Origin of the sequence: Escherichia sp. E1130, from assembly GCF_005781065.1 — a bacterium.
Lineage (GTDB): Bacteria > Pseudomonadota > Gammaproteobacteria > Enterobacterales > Enterobacteriaceae > Escherichia.
This window is the reverse complement of the sequence record NZ_VATL01000003.1, coordinates 150,771-166,398: the sequence shown is the minus strand read 5'-3', so window position 1 is coordinate 166,398 and position 15,628 is coordinate 150,771. Positions and strand designations below refer to the sequence as shown.

Below are 15,628 nucleotides of genomic sequence, written 5' to 3'. Positions count from 1 at the left end.
ATGTGAGCATCCGGCACTTTCAGATTACTGCCAGCTCACCTCACCTTTCGGTTCATAGACACTCACATCCAGCGGCGAGTTTTTCTGGATATACGCTTTCAGCACTTCGGCATCAATAAAGCCGGTATTCACATAGCCCGGTTTGTTATCAAGGTGCGGGTAACCATCACCGCCAGTAGCATTAAAGTTTAATGTTGCCATGCGGTAGGTTTTTGCCGGATCGACCGGTTCGCCTTTGATTTTCAGGTCGTTGAGTTTGCCGTCTTTCGCCACAAAGCTGACGTTGGCAAATTGCGGGTAGGCACCGGAATCCGGCTTCATCTGCGCGACGGCAGTCAGATAATCAATCGCCTCTTTACCGGTCATGTCGGCATACACCACCACATTGCCGAACGGCTGCACTTTCAGCACGTTTTTATAGCTGATATTGCCTGCCTCGATAGAATCACGAATCCCGCCTCCGCTCATCACCGCAAAGTCAGCACCAGTACGATCCATTTGGGCTGACAGAATCAACCGCCCCATATTGGTCTGTACAAAACGCACTTTGTCACGATCGCCTTCCAGACGACCGTTGGTTTCGCCTATTTTCACTTCCAGCTGCGCTTTGCCTTTGTTCTGGAACGGCGATAACAGCGAGATCATTTGCTGGTTTTCAGCTATTTCAGGGGTGTACAGCACACGCTCGCTTTTCCCGTCTTCCCAGGTGACTTTTTTCTTCAGGTTCACCGGAATCAGCTGGTAGTTGACCATTTTCATTTCGCCGTTGCGAAACTCAAAGTCGGCCCGACCAACGTACTTGCCCCACTCATGTGCTTGTACAATCCAGATGCCGTTTTGTTGATCCGGTTTGCATGGCGTACCAGGAACGTAATCTACCTGCTTTTTATTTTCCGCAGCCATACAGACTGGATCTTGCGAATGTCCGCCGACAATCATCGCCAGCGATCCGGCAGGCAAACTGCGCGCCATCTCTACATCACCCGGCGCGTTAGAACCGTGCTCACCGTTGTCGTAATGCCCCATATGGGTCGCCGCGATAATAATGTCCGGCTTTTCTGTCTGTTGCAGCTCCTGGATCACCAGTTTGGCTTCGTCGGCAGGTTTACGGAATTCAATGTCGGTGAAGTTTTCTGGGTTACCTAACTTCGCTGTTTCATCAGTTGTTAAACCGATAACGGCGATTTTCAGATCCTGGCGCTTAAACAGCGCCCAGGGTTTAAACAGGCGCTCGCCGGTACTTTTTTGATAGATATTGGCAGAGAGCAACGGGAACTTTGCCCACTTTTCCTGCTGGCGTAATACGGTGAGCGGGTTATCAAATTCATGATTGCCAATCGCCATTGCATCATAGCCCACCAGATTCATGCCGCGAAAATCTGGCTCTGCGTCCTGTAAGTCAGACTCCGGCACACCGGTATTAATGTCGCCACCAGAAAGTAGCAGCACGCTCCCGCCTTCAGCGGCGACCTCTTTACGAATACCGTCCACCAGCGTTTTTTGTGCCGCCAGACCGTATTCGCCATATTCATTGCGCCAGAAATGACCGTGATGGTCGTTGGTATGCAGAACCGTAATTTTATAGGTTTTATCCTGCTCATAGGCCAACGCAGTTTCACTCGCCAGTGACAATGTGGTTAACAGTGCTAATGCCACACCTCGCTGCAATAATTTCATACTTCTCTCCCTGACCAGATAATAACGTGTTGAAAATTAGTATGACGCGACATCATAGACAAGTCTGCGTTCGGTTACGATAAATCTACATCCAGATTGGAAATTCTGTTTTCCACATTGAGACTTCCTTCAATCAGCGCATGCAGGTATGTTAGTCGGGTAATAATCACAAATAAGATCATTCTTTACATCGCAACCCTAAAAAAGTGACTTTCCTATGGCAATGAGTGAACAAACCCAGCCTGTGGCGGGCGCGGCTGCATCGACCACTAAGGCTCGCACATCGTTTGGCATTTTAGGCGCTATCAGCCTTTCGCATCTGCTGAACGACATGATCCAATCGCTGATTCTGGCGATTTATCCGCTCTTACAGTCAGAGTTTTCCCTGACGTTTATGCAGATTGGGCTGATAACCCTCACCTTCCAACTCGCCTCTTCGCTGCTGCAACCGGTCGTCGGCTACTGGACAGATAAATACCCAATGCCGTGGTCATTGCCAATTGGCATGTGCTTTACCTTAAGCGGCCTGGTATTGCTGGCGCTGGCGGGCAGTTTTGGCTCGGTGTTGCTGGCGGCGGCGCTGGTCGGTACCGGTTCGTCGGTCTTTCATCCGGAATCTTCCCGCGTGGCACGTATGGCGTCAGGCGGACGTCATGGTCTGGCGCAATCCATCTTCCAGGTCGGCGGTAACTTTGGCAGTTCGTTGGGACCTTTGCTGGCGGCGGTGCTCATCGCCCCCTATGGCAAAGGCAACGTTGCATGGTTTGTACTGGCGGCACTGCTGGCAATCGTGGTGTTGGCGCAAATCAGCCGCTGGTACTCTGCGCAGCACCGAATGAGTAAAGGCAAGCCGAAAGCGCCAATAATCAATCCGCTGCCACGAAATAAGGTCGTGCTGGCTGTTTGCGTACTGTTAGTGCTGATTTTCTCGAAATATTTCTATATGGCGAGCATCAGCAGCTATTACACCTTTTATCTGATGGAAAAATTCGGATTATCCATCCAGAATGCCCAACTTCATCTGTTTGCCTTCCTGTTTGCCGTTGCGGCGGGGACGGTGATTGGCGGGCCTGTTGGCGATAAGATTGGTCGAAAATATGTAATTTGGGGCTCTATCCTCGGCGTTGCGCCTTTTACGCTTATTTTACCGTACGCAAGCCTGCACTGGACGGGGGTTTTGACGGTGATTATTGGATTTATCCTCGCCTCTGCGTTTTCTGCCATTCTGGTTTATGCGCAAGAGCTGTTGCCGGGGCGTATCGGCATGGTTTCCGGGCTCTTTTTCGGTTTTGCTTTTGGCATGGGTGGCCTTGGAGCCGCAGTTCTGGGGCTTATCGCCGACCATACCAGTATCGAGTTAGTTTATAAAATCTGTGCTTTCCTGCCGCTTCTTGGCATGTTGACCATATTCTTACCTGATAATCGGCATAAATCCTGAATTCCCGGCAGCCAAAGGTAAACTTTGGCTGCTTCATTTTGCAGTAACCATAAGCCTTTCCTCTTCATACACCTCATCACTTTTCCGATCCGTGCCTTTTTTGCGGCTAATTCCATTTTTCTGCAAAATTCAATAATTATTCATAAACATCATCTATGAAATTGTCATAAACTATTACCTGTAATTTTGGTTTTCCCGGCCAAAATATGGACAACCACCACCAGGAAAAGGAGACGGAATGCATCACGCCACCCCGCTTATCACCACAATTGTTGGCGGCCTTGTGCTTGCCTTTATCCTCGGCATGCTGGCCAATAAACTGCGTATTTCTCCTCTGGTGGGATATCTGTTAGCGGGTGTGCTGGCAGGCCCCTTTACCCCAGGTTTTGTTGCCGATACAAAACTTGCGCCTGAACTGGCGGAGCTGGGCGTTATTCTGTTGATGTTCGGCGTCGGCCTGCATTTTTCACTCAAGGATTTGATGGCGGTAAAGTCTATCGCCATTCCCGGCGCAATTGCCCAGATAGCCGTGGCGACGTTGCTGGGTATGGCTCTTTCTGCCGTGATCGGCTGGTCGTTGATGACCGGCATCGTGTTCGGCCTGTGTCTTTCCACCGCCAGTACCGTGGTGCTGCTGCGCGCACTTGAAGAACGGCAGTTGATAGACAGCCAGCGAGGGCAAATCGCCATTGGCTGGCTGATTGTGGAAGACCTGGTGATGGTCCTGACGCTGGTGTTGCTGCCAGCGGTAGCCGGAATGCTGGAACAGGGCGATGTGGGCTTTGCGACGCTGGCGCTGGATATGAGTATCACCATCGGCAAAGTCGTCGCGTTTATTGCCATTATGATGTTGGTAGGTCGCCGTCTGGTGCCGTGGATTATGGCACGTAGCGCGGCAACGGGTTCGCGCGAGCTGTTTACCTTGTCGGTGCTGGCGCTGGCGTTAGGGATTGCTTTTGGCGCGGTGGAGCTGTTTGACGTCTCCTTTGCACTCGGCGCGTTCTTTGCCGGGATGGTGCTGAATGAGTCCGAACTTAGCCACCGTGCTGCCCACGATACACTGCCATTACGTGATGCGTTTGCAGTGTTGTTCTTCGTCTCTGTCGGGATGTTGTTTGATCCGTTAATCCTGATTCAGCAGCCGTTGGCGGTGCTGGCTACGCTGGCGATTATTCTGTTTGGTAAATCGGTTGCGGCGCTTTTCCTCGTCCGGTTGTTTGGTCACTCCCAGCGTACGGCGTTGACCATCGCCGCCAGCCTGGCGCAAATTGGTGAGTTCGCCTTTATTCTGGCGGGTCTGGGGATGGCGTTGAATCTGCTGCCGCAGGCGGGGCAAAACCTGGTGCTGGCGGGGGCGATTTTGTCGATTATGCTCAACCCGGTGCTGTTCGCGCTGCTGGAGAAATACCTGGCGAAAACCGAAACGCTGGAAGAGCAGACGCTGGAGGAAGCTATCGAAGAAGAGAAGCAGATTCCGGTGGATATCTGCAACCATGCGCTGCTGGTAGGTTATGGTCGTGTGGGCAGCCTGCTGGGGGAGAAATTGCTCGCGTCTGATATTCCTTTAGTGGTGATTGAGACGTCACGTACTCGCGTCGACGAACTGCGTGAGCGCGGAGTCCGGGCGGTATTAGGCAACGCGGCTAACGAAGAGATCATGCAACTGGCGCATCTGGAATGCGCAAAATGGCTGATCCTGACGATTCCCAACGGTTACGAAGCAGGCGAGATTGTGGCGTCTGCTCGCGCGAAAAACCCGGATATTGAGATTATCGCCCGCGCCCATTATGACGACGAGGTGGCATATATCACCGAACGTGGCGCAAATCAGGTGGTGATGGGCGAGCGTGAAATTGCCCGCACCATGCTGGAACTGCTGGAAACGCCACCGGCAGGTGAAGTGGTGACGGGGTAAACGGTGGTTGCCGGATAATAGGCGCGGATATGTAGGCCTGATAAGACGCGGTCAGCGTCGCATCAGGCATCGAGCGCAAAATGCCAGATGCGGCGTGAACGCCTTATCTGGCCTACGAACCGACGATAACTTAACGATCCCAGTAAGATTCTTCCAGGCTGTCTTCACGCTCCGGCAGCCCGCGCGTTAAGCGTGGAGAATGCTGGTTCAGTACCTGATAGCTCACACGGTTGGCGTATTTACACACCTGCGCTAATGACGAATACGTCAACCAGGTGAATTTATGCTTGCTGGAATTTGGTACGTTGCTACGGTGATAACTGTTAGCGGTAATGTCATGCAACAGCGCCGCCAGCGCCCCATCTCCGGCACCGTTGGTGTTCATGATTTTTTCTGGTCCGCCCATATACGGCGCAATGTGCGAATAGACGCGCAGCGGATTCTGGCAATCCTTGTGGCGCATAGCGCGGCTAAACTCATACTGGTTAAATTCCGCGATAGCGCCCGGCAGCAGCGGATGCTGGGTTTTGCGTTTCGCTTCGTCTTCAGTAAAGCCCGCCATATACAAACCGATTGGCCCGGCGGTACACAGCACCAGATCCACCCAGTCCAGCGCCTTGTCAGACGCCAGCAGCGGATCGCTCTCTCCGGTCAACGCTTCGGCTTCTTCTTCGTTCATCGCAAGGATGGAAACGTGTTCTTTGAGGAATTGCTGCCACCACTGCGGATTCTCGGCGATGACAAATTTAGTCCCCAGCGTCAGCACCACCGGCACGTTATATTTCTTCGCGTACTCAATGGCTTTCATGGTCGCTTCCGGCATCGGTTCGCCCGGCTTGCAGCGCACCAGATATGAGGTGAGTACCAGCGCCGACGCTCCGGCAATCACATCTTCCGGAATGCTTTCTGCCCGTAGCTGGTTCATGTGGCCAGGGCTAATGGCAAAAGTGCGTTCGCCAGACTCACCAATCAGCGTAAAGCAGCGTCCAATCGGGCCGTCTACGCCTTGCAGATAGTTAAGATCGGTACGGCTGGAGGTATTACACAAATAACGATAGGCGTAGCTGCCAATTTCAATATTGCTGCACATCACGCCCAGTAGTACCGAGCGGTCATCCGCCAGTACCGAGTAGTTATGCATGGTGTTACCAATAGTGCCACCCGCAAACTGATGGGTAATCAGGTTTTTCTCTTTAAGTTCCTGATAGAGCGCTTCGGCAACATCATCTTCAATCACCAGTGAATGCCCGGCGCTTAATCCATAACGCTCAATAAATTCATCATCCACTTTTGCTTCAATATCTACCAACGTCTGGTCGATACCCACCACCCAGGCCGCGCTGGTTTCGTTTTCTGGCTGGATTTGCTGCAACAGCGGATCGCGTGCGTTTACAGGGAAGTAATGTTTGGATTTACGTTTACCGGGAAATTTCATGGTTGTTTTTACGGGTGGTTAACTGAGCGGCGAATGTTAACACAATCTCACGGGAACGCGCGAGATGCAGCCAGTTTCAATATCAGCAGACGAGATCGCATTATCATGGCAGAGCTTCCTTACAATGGCGTAATTTGAAAGGAGTTTTTCTATGAAGATGGAAAACAAATTACCCGCACTGGAACTGATTTCTGCCGAAATGAGGGCCGTTGTTAATACGCTTCAGCCTGATTTACCGCCCTGGCCCGCAGAAGGAACACTTGCCGAGCAGCGTCAGCATTACTCGCTCGAGCGGCGACTCTGGAATGCGGGCGCTCCAGAAATGGAAACCAGGGATTACGCAGTTCCGACAAAATATGGACAAGTGGAGGCCCGTTTATTTTGTCCAAATTCAGATAGCCCAGCGACGCTATTTTATCTTCACGGCGGTGGTTTTATTCTCGGCAATCTCGATACTCACGATCGCATCATGCGACTTCTGGCAATCTACACTCAGTGTACGGTGATTGGCATTGATTACACCCTTTCGCCAGAAGCGCGTTTTCCGCAGGCGATAGAGGAAATCGTGGCCGCCTGTTGTCACTTCCACCAGCAGGCGGGCGATTATCAAATTAATATGTCACGTATTGGCTTTGCCGGTGATTCCGCTGGCGCAATGCTGGCGCTCGCCAGCGCCTTGTGGCTGCGGGATAAACAGATCGATTGCGGTAAGGTTGTGGGCGTTTTGCTGTGGTATGGACTTTATGGGTTACGGGATTCCGTGACTCGTCGCCTGCTGGGCGGTGCCTGGGATGGCTTAACGCAACAGGATTTACAGATGTATGAAGAGGCATATTTAGGCAGCGAAGCGGATCGCGAATCGCCGTATTACTGCCTGTTTAATAATGATCTCACTCGAAATGTGCCGCCCTGTTATATCGCCGGAGCGGAGTTCGATCCGCTGCTGGATGACAGTCGCCTGCTTTACCAGACGTTAGCGGCACACCAGCAACCTTGTGAGTTCAAACTCTACTCCGGTACGCTGCACGCCTTTTTGCATTATTCACGGATGATGAAAACCGCCGACGATGCTCTACGCGACGGTGCTCGATTCTTTAGCGATAGGCTGCAACAAGATTAGCCATCATTTCGATATGTTCCGGTGTAGCATTAAGCGCCGGAATATATTCGTATTTTTTCCCGCCAGCGCCGAGGAAGACTTCACGGTTTTGCTCGGCAATCTCTTCCAGCGTCTCCAGACAATCCGCCGCAAAGCCTGGACACATCACCTGAATATGACCGACACCTTTTTCTCCGAGCATTTTCAACGTTTCATCGGTATAAGGCATCAGCCAGGGTTCCCGACCAAAGCGCGACTGAAAGGTCATCATCACTTTTTCCGGTGCCATCCCCAGTGCGGAAGCCAGTTCGCGAGTCGTTGTGCGGCAACGCTGCGGGTAATCATCACCTTCATCCGCGTAACGCTGAGGAATGCCATGATAAGAGAGCAGCAGCAGATCCGGCTCGCCATGTTTTTCGAAAGAGGCCCGCACGCTGTTCGCCAGCGCATTAATGTAATCGTGGTTATCGGCGTAATCACGAATAAACGAAATCCCCGGAATGCTACGCTTGCGCGCGAGAATGCGTGCAAGTTCATCCCACACAGCGCCAACCGTAGAGCAGGAGTATTGCGGATAGAGCGGCAGCACCACAATATGATCAACATGTTCTGCCAGTAGTTCATCGACGGCACTTTCCAGTGATGGCGAGCCGTAGCTCATGCCCAGCGCCACTGGCGTATCCGGTAAACGTTGTGCCAGCGCCTGCTGTTGCTGGCGGCTGTAAACCATCAGCGGCGAGCCGTCTTCCATCCAGACCGAGGCGTACAGCTTCGCCACGCGCGGTGAGCGCAGCGGCAAAATCACACCACGCAGCAACGGCCACCACAACAGCCGTGAGGTATCAACCACGCGTCTATCGCTTAAAAATTGTTTCAGATAGCGTTTTACCGCTTCAGGAGTGGGGGCATCGGGCGTCCCCAGGTTTGCCAGCAGGATACCGGTTTTAGTCTGACGCATTACCGCCTCTTATCGATTCAACTTGTTGATAATTGTAGCGGAAAAGTGAGGAAGAAGAACTAATTGCTGTGAGAGGCCTGGCCTGAGGAGGATACGCAGACCTGCCCGAGAGCAGATCTGCTGCGGCTTGATTAGCCGAGGATTTTTTCCAGAGCCGCGCGAACTTCAGCAACCGGTTTGGTGCCGTCAACTTTCGCGTATTTGGTGTTACCCGCTTCTGCTTCTTTGGAGTAGTAGCCAATCAGCGGTGCAGTCATCTGATGGTATTCAACCAGACGTTTACGTACGGTTTCTTCCTGATCGTCTTTACGAGTAGTCAGCTCTTCACCGGTCACGTCGTCTTTGCCTTCTACTTTCGGCGGATTGAATTTAACGTGATATACACGACCAGACGGCGCGTGAACGCGGCGGCCCACGATACGATCAACAATCAGTTCGTCCGGCACGTCGAATTCCAGAACGTAATCAACATTGATGCCCGCTTCTTTCATCGCGTCTGCCTGCGGAATGGTACGCGGGAAGCCGTCCAACAGGAAACCATTACGGCAATCTTCCTGAGCAATGCGCTCTTTAACCAGCGCGATCACCAGTTCATCGGTGACCAGTTTGCCAGCGTCCATAATGTCTTTAGCTTGTTTACCCAGCTCGGAGCCAGATTTGACTGCGGCACGCAGCATATCGCCAGTGGAGATTTGCGGAATACCATATTTCTCCATGATGAACTGAGCCTGAGTCCCTTTCCCCGCGCCCGGAGCGCCAAGCAGAATGATACGCATTGCGAAAATCCCCTTAAATTGTGTCGAATTTTTTGAAAAAGCGATAAACGATACCACCAACAGGCGATTGCCTCAAGAAAGGCGCCCGGGGCTGAAACGGTTAATGGTGAGATAATTTGCGGAAAGTGCAGAGGATGAAAAGAAAAATGCCGGATGACACGAAGGTCATCCGGCACCACATTCAGCTGTATGCCGGATAAAATTCATCCGGCATTACATCAGGAAACCAGTAGCTGGTTCATACGACGAATAAACAGGTTCGGATCTTCCAGCGTACCGCGTTCTGCCAGCAGCGCCTGATCCAGCAGCAGTTCTACCCACTCGCTGAACTTGGCTTCATCTTCAGTATCTGCAGCACGTTTCACCAGTACGTGATCCGGATTCAGTTCGAAGATGTATTTCACTTCTGGCACTTTCTGGCCCGCTGCGGCGAACAGTTTAGCCATCTGGGTGCTCATTTCGTCCGCGTCGGTAGAAACAATCGCTGGCGTATCGGTCAGACGGTGAGTCAGACGGACATCTTTCACGCGCTCGCCAAGCAGTGCTTTCACACGGTCGATGAACGGAGTCAGTGCTTTTTCCGCTTCTTTCGCACTTTCATCGACTTCATCAGCCAGTTTTTCCAGCGATTCATCAACTTTAGACACCGACTGGAACGGTTTACCGTCGAACTCAGTCAGATAGTTCATCATCCACTCATCGATGCGGTCGGAAAGCAGCAGAACTTCGATGCCTTTCTTACGCAGCAGTTCCAGGTGCGGGCTGCTCTTCGCTGCCGCATAGCTGTCTGCGGTGATGTAGTAGATTTTCTCCTGCCCTTCTTTCATGCGGGAAACGTAGTCTTCCAGAGACACGGTCTGCGCAGAAGAATCGGTATGGGTAGACGCAAAACGCAGCAGTTTGGCGATCGCTTCCTGGTTAGCGAAATCTTCCGCCGGACCTTCTTTCAGTACCAGGCCAAACTGTTGCCAGAAGGTCTGGTATTTTTCCGCGTCGTCTTTCGCCAGTTTTTCCAGCATTTGCAGCACACGCTTGGTCAGCGCATTGCGCAGATTGCGGGTTACGGTGCTGTCCTGGAGGATTTCACGGGAAACGTTCAGCGGCAGATCGCTGGAGTCAATCAGACCACGCACGAAGCGCAGATAGTTCGGCATGAACTGTTCTGCGTCGTCCATGATGAACACACGCTGGACGTACAGTTTCAGACCGTGTTTATGATCGCGGTTCCACATATCCCACGGTGCCTGAGACGGAATGTACAGCAGGCTGGTGTACTCCTGCTTACCTTCAACGCGGTTGTGGCTCCAGGTCAGCGGATCGTTAAAGTCGTGGGCGATGTGTTTGTAGAACTCTTTGTACTCTTCATCGGTGATTTCCGACTTGTTACGGGTCCACAGCGCCTGCGCTTTGTTGATTTTCTCCCAGGAGATAACGGTTTCGCCGTCTTTCTCTTCGCGTTTTTCGATCTCTACCGGCAGCGCGATATGGTCGGAGTATTTGCTGATGATGGAACGCACGCGCCAGTCATCGAGGAACTCGTCTTCGCCTTCACGCAGATGCAGGGTGATTTCAGTACCACGATCTTCTTTGGTGATGTCGGCAACGGTGTATTCACCTTCACCAGCCGATTCCCAGAACACGCCGTTTTCTGGTTTTTCGCCCGCCGCACGAGTACGCACGGTCACTTTATCGGCCACGATAAACGCAGAGTAGAAACCAACACCGAACTGACCGATCAGCTGGCTGTCTTTTGCCTGGTCAGAGCCCAGGGATTCGAGGAATGATTTGGTGCCGGATTTAGCGATAGTCCCCAGATGGTCAATCACTTCGTCGCGGGTCATCCCCACGCCGTTATCGGAGATGGTCAGCGTGCGCTTGTCTTTATCGAAAGAAACACGAACGCGCAGTTCGCCGTCACCTTCGTACAGATCCGGGTTAGAGAGCGCGCGGAAACGCAGCTTGTCCGCCGCATCGGAGGCGTTAGAGATAAGCTCACGCAGGAAGATTTCTTTATTGGAATACAGAGAATGGATCATCAGGTGCAGAAGCTGTTTCACTTCTGACTGAAAACCACGAGTTTCTTGTCCTTTCATGTAGGTCTACCTCAATAATGCCATTTTAAGGTTAAAAACAGGATGAGGGGTAAATGGGGACAAGGAAGGATAATTTCAAGCGAGAGCAGGTGATCCTGCTCTCGTTTGCTTAAAAACGAATCTTATGACGCCCGGCAAGGGAGTGTGACAGCGTGGTGCCATCGACCATTTCCAGCTCGCCGCCAACCGGTACGCCATGAGCGATTCGGCTGGCTTCCACGTCATATTGCGCGCAAAGCTCGGCAATGTAGTTAGCGGTGGCTTCACCTTCGACCGTCGGGTTGGTGGCGAGGATCACTTCGGTGATTTTTTCTGCCGCCAGACGCTGTTCCAGGCGATCAAGTCCGATATCATCCGGGCCAATACCGTCCAGCGGTGACAGATGCCCCATCAACACAAAATAACGACCGGAAAACTGCCCCGTCTGCTCAATGGCGTAGATGTCCGCCGGACTCTCCACCACGCAGATTTGACCGTTTTCCTGACGACGCGGATTTGAACAGATGTTACAGACTTCCTGTTCAGTGAAGGTCCGACAATCGGCGCAGTGGCCGATTTCCGACATCGCCCGGGTGAGCGCCTGCGCCAGACGCATCCCGCCGCTACGATCGCGCTGAAGCAGCGTGAACGCCATACGCTGCGCCGACTTTGGGCCAACGCCCGGCAGACAGCGCAGTGCTTCCATAAGCTGTGTTAACAGCGGGCTGGTTTGCATCAGAACGGCATCTTAAAGCCTGGCGGCAGCTGCATTCCGGAGGAAACAGAGGCCATTTTTTCTTTCTGGGTTTCTTCGATGCGACGCGCTGCGTCGTTGAATGCCGCAGCGACCAAATCTTCCAGCATCTCTTTGTCGTCTTCCAGCAGGCTCGGGTCGATCTCTACGCGACGGCAGTTGTGAGCGCCATTGATGGTCACTTTCACCAGACCTGCGCCGGATTCGCCAGTCACTTCTAGCTTCGCGATTTCTTCCTGCATCTGCTGCATTTTTTCTTGCATCTGCTGGGCTTGCTTCATCAGGTTGCCCAGACCGCCTTTACCAAACATAGGTTTCTCTCTCAATCACGTTAAGGATGACGATCGTAAGCAGTGCTTACGATCAAATGGGGCGGATACTTTCTTCATCCAGCTCTGCATCAAAGAATCGACGCAGGGTCTGAATATTATTATCCGCAATAATGGACTCGCGCGCCTGCGCAAGTTTTTCTTCGTATATCGCCTGACGCCACTCCAGCGGCGTACGCACCGCGGGATTATCATCTTCAACGATAGTCAGTTCAACCGTTGAACCTTTTAACGTGCTCAACGCTTCAGCCAGTTTTTGCTGTGCGCCGCGGTTATTCAAATGCCGCTGAGAGGAGCGCAAATGCAGGCATACAGCGTTGTCGCTCTCCTCTTTCCAGGCATTTAACGCCACCTGCTCGACCAGTTTGGGTAGCGATAGTTGGCTCACCTGTGCCGCCCACGGGTCGCGCTCAATGGCTTCTGCCGCCAGCTTCGCCGCCAGTTCCGGCGTTTTTTCATGTTCCAGCGCTTTTTTTAGCGCCTTCGGCGTGGCGACCACTTCTTTTTGCTGCATCACTGGGGTGGTCGCCTTCCAGCGATACGCTTCTTTTTTGGCTGGCGCTTTTTCCAGCGCCGATGGCACAGGACGCGACTGAACGCGATCGGTGACCGAAGCCAGTCTTTCCAGCGCAGCGTTATTCACCGGCCGCGCGCGGGTAGCGGCTGCCGGTTCACTCTTTTTTGCTTTGGTTGCTCCCTGAGCGCGCTGCAGTTGCTGACGCGCCGCCAGCACCTGGCTGGTGGTTTCTGAGAGCGGTACAGTCGGTGCCTGCTGCGGCGCTGGTTGCGGTTGCGGCGGCACCTGGGTTGGCGTCATTACTGCCGTTGGCGCGACGGGCGCAAAGGACTGGCGTGGCACTTCTGGCTCAGGCAGCGGCATACGCGGATGGAACGCCAGCGCGCGCAGCAGTGTCATCTCAACGCCCATGCGGCGATCCGGCGCATACGGTAATTCTTTGCGACCAATCAACAGCGTCTGATAGTAAAGCTGAATATCCGTCGTCGGTATGGTGCGCGCAAGTTCACGCATCCGCAACTCGATGGCGGCCATGTCGTTGCCAAGTGCTGCAGGCGAAAGTTGTACCATCGCAATGCGGTGCAACAGTCCGAGCATTTCCACCAACAACGCTTCCCACTCGATACCACGGGCAGCGGCTTCATTAATCAGCGCCATTACGCGCTCGCCGTTGGCCTCGACCATCGCTTCAACCAGCGACAGCGCCTGATCGTCGTCAAGCGTACCCAGCATCGCGCTTACTGACTGGGTCGAAACCTGGCCGTCGCCGCTGGCAATCGCCTGGTCGGTCAGACTTAAGGCATCTCGCAAACTGCCTTCGGCGGCGCGCGCCAGCAGTTGCAGTGCGCGTGGCTCGTGAGCGATATGTTCTTCGTTGAGGATGTGCTCAAGCTGGTGGCGAATTTGCTCGACATCCAGCGCCTTAAGATGGAATTGCAGACAACGTGACAAAATCGTCACTGGCAATTTCTGCGGATCGGTCGTCGCCAGCAGGAACTTGACGTGCTCTGGCGGCTCTTCAAGGGTTTTTAACAGTGCGTTAAAGCTGTGACGCGACAGCATATGCACTTCGTCGATCAGATAGACTTTAAAACGACCACGCGCCGGAGCGTACTGAACGTTATCCAGCAGGTCGCGGGTATCTTCAACTTTAGTGCGCGAGGCGGCGTCGATTTCAATCAAATCGACAAAGCGCCCCTGCTCGATTTCACGGCAGTTATCGCATACGCCGCACGGCGTCGCGGTAATGCCGGTTTCGCAGTTTAGCCCCTTCGCCAGCAGTCGGGCGATAGAGGTTTTTCCGACGCCACGGGTGCCGGAAAAAAGATAAGCATGATGAATACGCCCTAACGACAAGCCGTTCGCCAGTGCGGTCAGCACATGTTCCTGGCCGACGACGTCAGCAAAGGTTTGTGGGCGCCATTTTCGGGCTAAGACCTGATAACTCATTGGCAGGCTCTGAAACGCTGGAAGGTGGATTCACGAAGGGGTAATGCTAACACAGCCCCGTCAGAACGGCGAGGCTGAATGTACAACTTGTGCTGCCCATGACGTGGGCTGGCGAAAATTAATGGCCCGGGAACGGGACAAGGCTATAACAGGTAATGCCCTGCTTTTCGAGGCGCTGTTCGCCGCCAAGATCGAACAGATTAATGATGAACGCAGCGTCAGTAACTTCACCACCTAAACGGCGGATCAGTTTAACCGTCGCTTCAATGGTGCCGCCTGTTGCCAGCAAATCATCAACCACCAGCACTTTGTCGCCAGGTTTAATGGCATCAACGTGGATTTCCAGCTTATCGGTGCCGTATTCCAGTTCATAAGATTCGTTGATAGTTTCGCGCGGCAGTTTGCCTGGTTTACGTACCGGCACAAAACCAACGCCCAGACCCAATGCTACCGGAGCGCCGAACAAGAAGCCACGAGCTTCAGTGCCGACAACTTTGGTAATGCCCGCATTTTTGTAACGCTCAACCAGTAAATCGATGCTGAGAGCGTAAGCTTTCGGGTCTTCCAGTAAGCTGGTGACATCGCGGAAAAGAATGCCGGGTTTCGGGTAGTCCTGAATGCTTTTGATGCTATTTTTGAGATACTCAAGCTGCTGTGCAGTCGCGGTCATAAGTGTATGCCTGCTTGTTACGGTGGTACTCACGGCGCGTTTTAAACGAGTCAAAAGTAACAGTTGTTTAACCTTTGACCGCCTGCGCCTGTGCTCGAAAACGCCAGAATGTACTGGCTGTGGGCGATAATTGCAACAGCGATTGTTGTGCTTTGCCGTTTTTATTGCTTTTCATCAATCACTGGGATTCGCCACATAAAAATCAGCAAACAGCCGAGGATCACCAATAACAGAATCCGCACCCACGTCATATGTACGAACCAAAGTGAAATAGCAAAAGTCAGTAAAATAATGCATATCGCCCGAGGCTTTGCGCCGCGTGGCATTGCATGATATTTCTGCCAGAAGCGTAAATAGCTGCCAAACCATGAACGGTACAGCAACCAGGCGTGGAAGCGCGGCGATGAACGGGCAAAGCACCAGGCGGCCAGCAGGATAAATGGCGTAGTCGGCAATACCGGTAATACCACGCCCAGCGTACCCAACACTACCGCCAGCCAGCCAATGATGATTAAAATGATTCGTTGCATATTATGTGT

At 52.8% G+C, this 15,628-nt stretch carries 13 protein-coding genes and 1 other annotated feature; of the genes, 3 read left to right on the top strand and 10 right to left on the bottom strand.

Annotated elements, in window-relative coordinates; all coding sequences use genetic code 11:
• Positions 1-24: 24 nt before the first annotated feature.
• Complete coding sequence (gene ushA, locus FEK66_RS02330) at positions 25-1,677, bottom strand: bifunctional UDP-sugar hydrolase/5'-nucleotidase (protein ID WP_135494278.1); 1,653 nt, start codon at positions 1,675-1,677, stop codon at positions 25-27.
• Positions 1,678-1,894: 217 nt separating this feature from the next.
• Between ushA and fsr the strand changes: the two genes are divergently transcribed.
• Both fsr and ybaL read left to right on the top strand, forming a co-directional pair.
• On the top strand, positions 1,895-3,115 hold the full coding sequence (gene fsr / locus FEK66_RS02325) for a fosmidomycin MFS transporter (protein WP_130206317.1): 1,221 nt from the start codon (positions 1,895-1,897) through the stop codon (positions 3,113-3,115).
• Between the two features lie 238 nt (positions 3,116-3,353).
• Positions 3,354-5,030, top strand: coding sequence for a YbaL family putative K(+) efflux transporter (ybaL, locus tag FEK66_RS02320; RefSeq protein ID WP_135494281.1), 1,677 nt, complete (start codon positions 3,354-3,356; stop codon positions 5,028-5,030).
• 130 nt (positions 5,031-5,160) lie between these two features.
• On the opposite strand, the gene gsk is transcribed toward ybaL, so the two are convergent.
• The gene (gene gsk / locus FEK66_RS02315; RefSeq protein WP_130206313.1) at positions 5,161-6,465 is read right to left on the bottom strand and encodes an inosine/guanosine kinase; all 1,305 of its coding nucleotides are present in this window, start codon (positions 6,463-6,465) and stop codon (positions 5,161-5,163) included.
• 151 nt (positions 6,466-6,616) lie between these two features.
• Here gsk and aes point away from each other — a divergent pair, with 151 nt between their 5' ends.
• Entirely contained in the window at positions 6,617-7,585 is a 969-nt protein-coding gene (gene aes, locus FEK66_RS02310; RefSeq protein ID WP_135494283.1) for an acetyl esterase, read from the top strand.
• Here aes and hemH read toward each other — a convergent pair.
• From hemH to FEK66_RS02270, 8 genes are all read right to left on the bottom strand, one after another.
• Entirely contained in the window at positions 7,560-8,522 is a 963-nt protein-coding gene (gene hemH / locus FEK66_RS02305) for a ferrochelatase (protein WP_130206309.1), read from the bottom strand. The genes aes and hemH overlap by 26 nt on opposite strands.
• A 131-nt stretch (positions 8,523-8,653) precedes the next feature.
• The gene (gene adk, locus FEK66_RS02300) at positions 8,654-9,298 is read right to left on the bottom strand and encodes an adenylate kinase (protein WP_001313630.1); all 645 of its coding nucleotides are present in this window, start codon (positions 9,296-9,298) and stop codon (positions 8,654-8,656) included.
• 218 nt (positions 9,299-9,516) lie between these two features.
• The gene (htpG, locus tag FEK66_RS02295; RefSeq protein WP_000678201.1) at positions 9,517-11,391 is read right to left on the bottom strand and encodes a molecular chaperone HtpG; all 1,875 of its coding nucleotides are present in this window, start codon (positions 11,389-11,391) and stop codon (positions 9,517-9,519) included.
• 109 nt (positions 11,392-11,500) lie between these two features.
• Positions 11,501-12,106, bottom strand: a complete 606-nt coding sequence (gene recR, locus FEK66_RS02290) for a recombination mediator RecR (RefSeq protein ID WP_130206305.1) — start codon at positions 12,104-12,106, stop codon at positions 11,501-11,503.
• Positions 12,106-12,435, bottom strand: a complete 330-nt coding sequence (locus tag FEK66_RS02285; RefSeq protein ID WP_001515903.1) for a YbaB/EbfC family nucleoid-associated protein — start codon at positions 12,433-12,435, stop codon at positions 12,106-12,108. Before FEK66_RS02285 ends, recR begins: the two co-directional genes overlap by 1 nt.
• 52 nt (positions 12,436-12,487) lie before the next feature.
• Positions 12,488-14,419, bottom strand: coding sequence for a DNA polymerase III subunit gamma/tau (gene dnaX, locus FEK66_RS02280; protein WP_135494285.1), 1,932 nt, complete (start codon positions 14,417-14,419; stop codon positions 12,488-12,490).
• Positions 13,091-13,155: a sequence feature (DnaX frameshifting element), on the bottom strand. (Overlaps the previous gene by 65 nt.)
• Positions 14,420-14,537: 118 nt before the next feature.
• Complete coding sequence (gene apt / locus FEK66_RS02275; RefSeq protein WP_064529079.1) at positions 14,538-15,089, bottom strand: adenine phosphoribosyltransferase; 552 nt, start codon at positions 15,087-15,089, stop codon at positions 14,538-14,540.
• 161 nt (positions 15,090-15,250) lie between these two features.
• Positions 15,251-15,619 (bottom strand): DUF454 family protein, encoded by a 369-nt coding sequence (locus FEK66_RS02270; RefSeq protein WP_130215613.1) that lies wholly within the window; start codon positions 15,617-15,619, stop codon positions 15,251-15,253.
• Between the last annotated feature and the right edge of the window lie 9 nt (positions 15,620-15,628).

What these genes read in the sequence shown, in the direction of transcription:
- ushA (WP_135494278.1), bottom strand. Translation starts at nt 1,677, where the DNA reads ATGAAATTATTGCAGCGAGGTGTGGCATTAGCACTGTTAACCACATTG.
- fsr (WP_130206317.1), top strand. Translation starts at nt 1,895, where the DNA reads ATGGCAATGAGTGAACAAACCCAGCCTGTGGCGGGCGCGGCTGCATCG.
- ybaL (WP_135494281.1), top strand. Translation starts at nt 3,354, where the DNA reads ATGCATCACGCCACCCCGCTTATCACCACAATTGTTGGCGGCCTTGTG.
- gsk (WP_130206313.1), bottom strand. Translation starts at nt 6,465, where the DNA reads ATGAAATTTCCCGGTAAACGTAAATCCAAACATTACTTCCCTGTAAAC.
- aes (WP_135494283.1), top strand. Translation starts at nt 6,617, where the DNA reads ATGAAGATGGAAAACAAATTACCCGCACTGGAACTGATTTCTGCCGAA.
- hemH (WP_130206309.1), bottom strand. Translation starts at nt 8,522, where the DNA reads ATGCGTCAGACTAAAACCGGTATCCTGCTGGCAAACCTGGGGACGCCC.
- adk (WP_001313630.1), bottom strand. Translation starts at nt 9,298, where the DNA reads ATGCGTATCATTCTGCTTGGCGCTCCGGGCGCGGGGAAAGGGACTCAG.
- htpG (WP_000678201.1), bottom strand. Translation starts at nt 11,391, where the DNA reads ATGAAAGGACAAGAAACTCGTGGTTTTCAGTCAGAAGTGAAACAGCTT.
- recR (WP_130206305.1), bottom strand. Translation starts at nt 12,106, where the DNA reads ATGCAAACCAGCCCGCTGTTAACACAGCTTATGGAAGCACTGCGCTGT.
- FEK66_RS02285 (WP_001515903.1), bottom strand. Translation starts at nt 12,435, where the DNA reads ATGTTTGGTAAAGGCGGTCTGGGCAACCTGATGAAGCAAGCCCAGCAG.
- dnaX (WP_135494285.1), bottom strand. Translation starts at nt 14,419, where the DNA reads ATGAGTTATCAGGTCTTAGCCCGAAAATGGCGCCCACAAACCTTTGCT.
- apt (WP_064529079.1), bottom strand. Translation starts at nt 15,089, where the DNA reads ATGACCGCGACTGCACAGCAGCTTGAGTATCTCAAAAATAGCATCAAA.
- FEK66_RS02270 (WP_130215613.1), bottom strand. Translation starts at nt 15,619, where the DNA reads ATGCAACGAATCATTTTAATCATCATTGGCTGGCTGGCGGTAGTGTTG.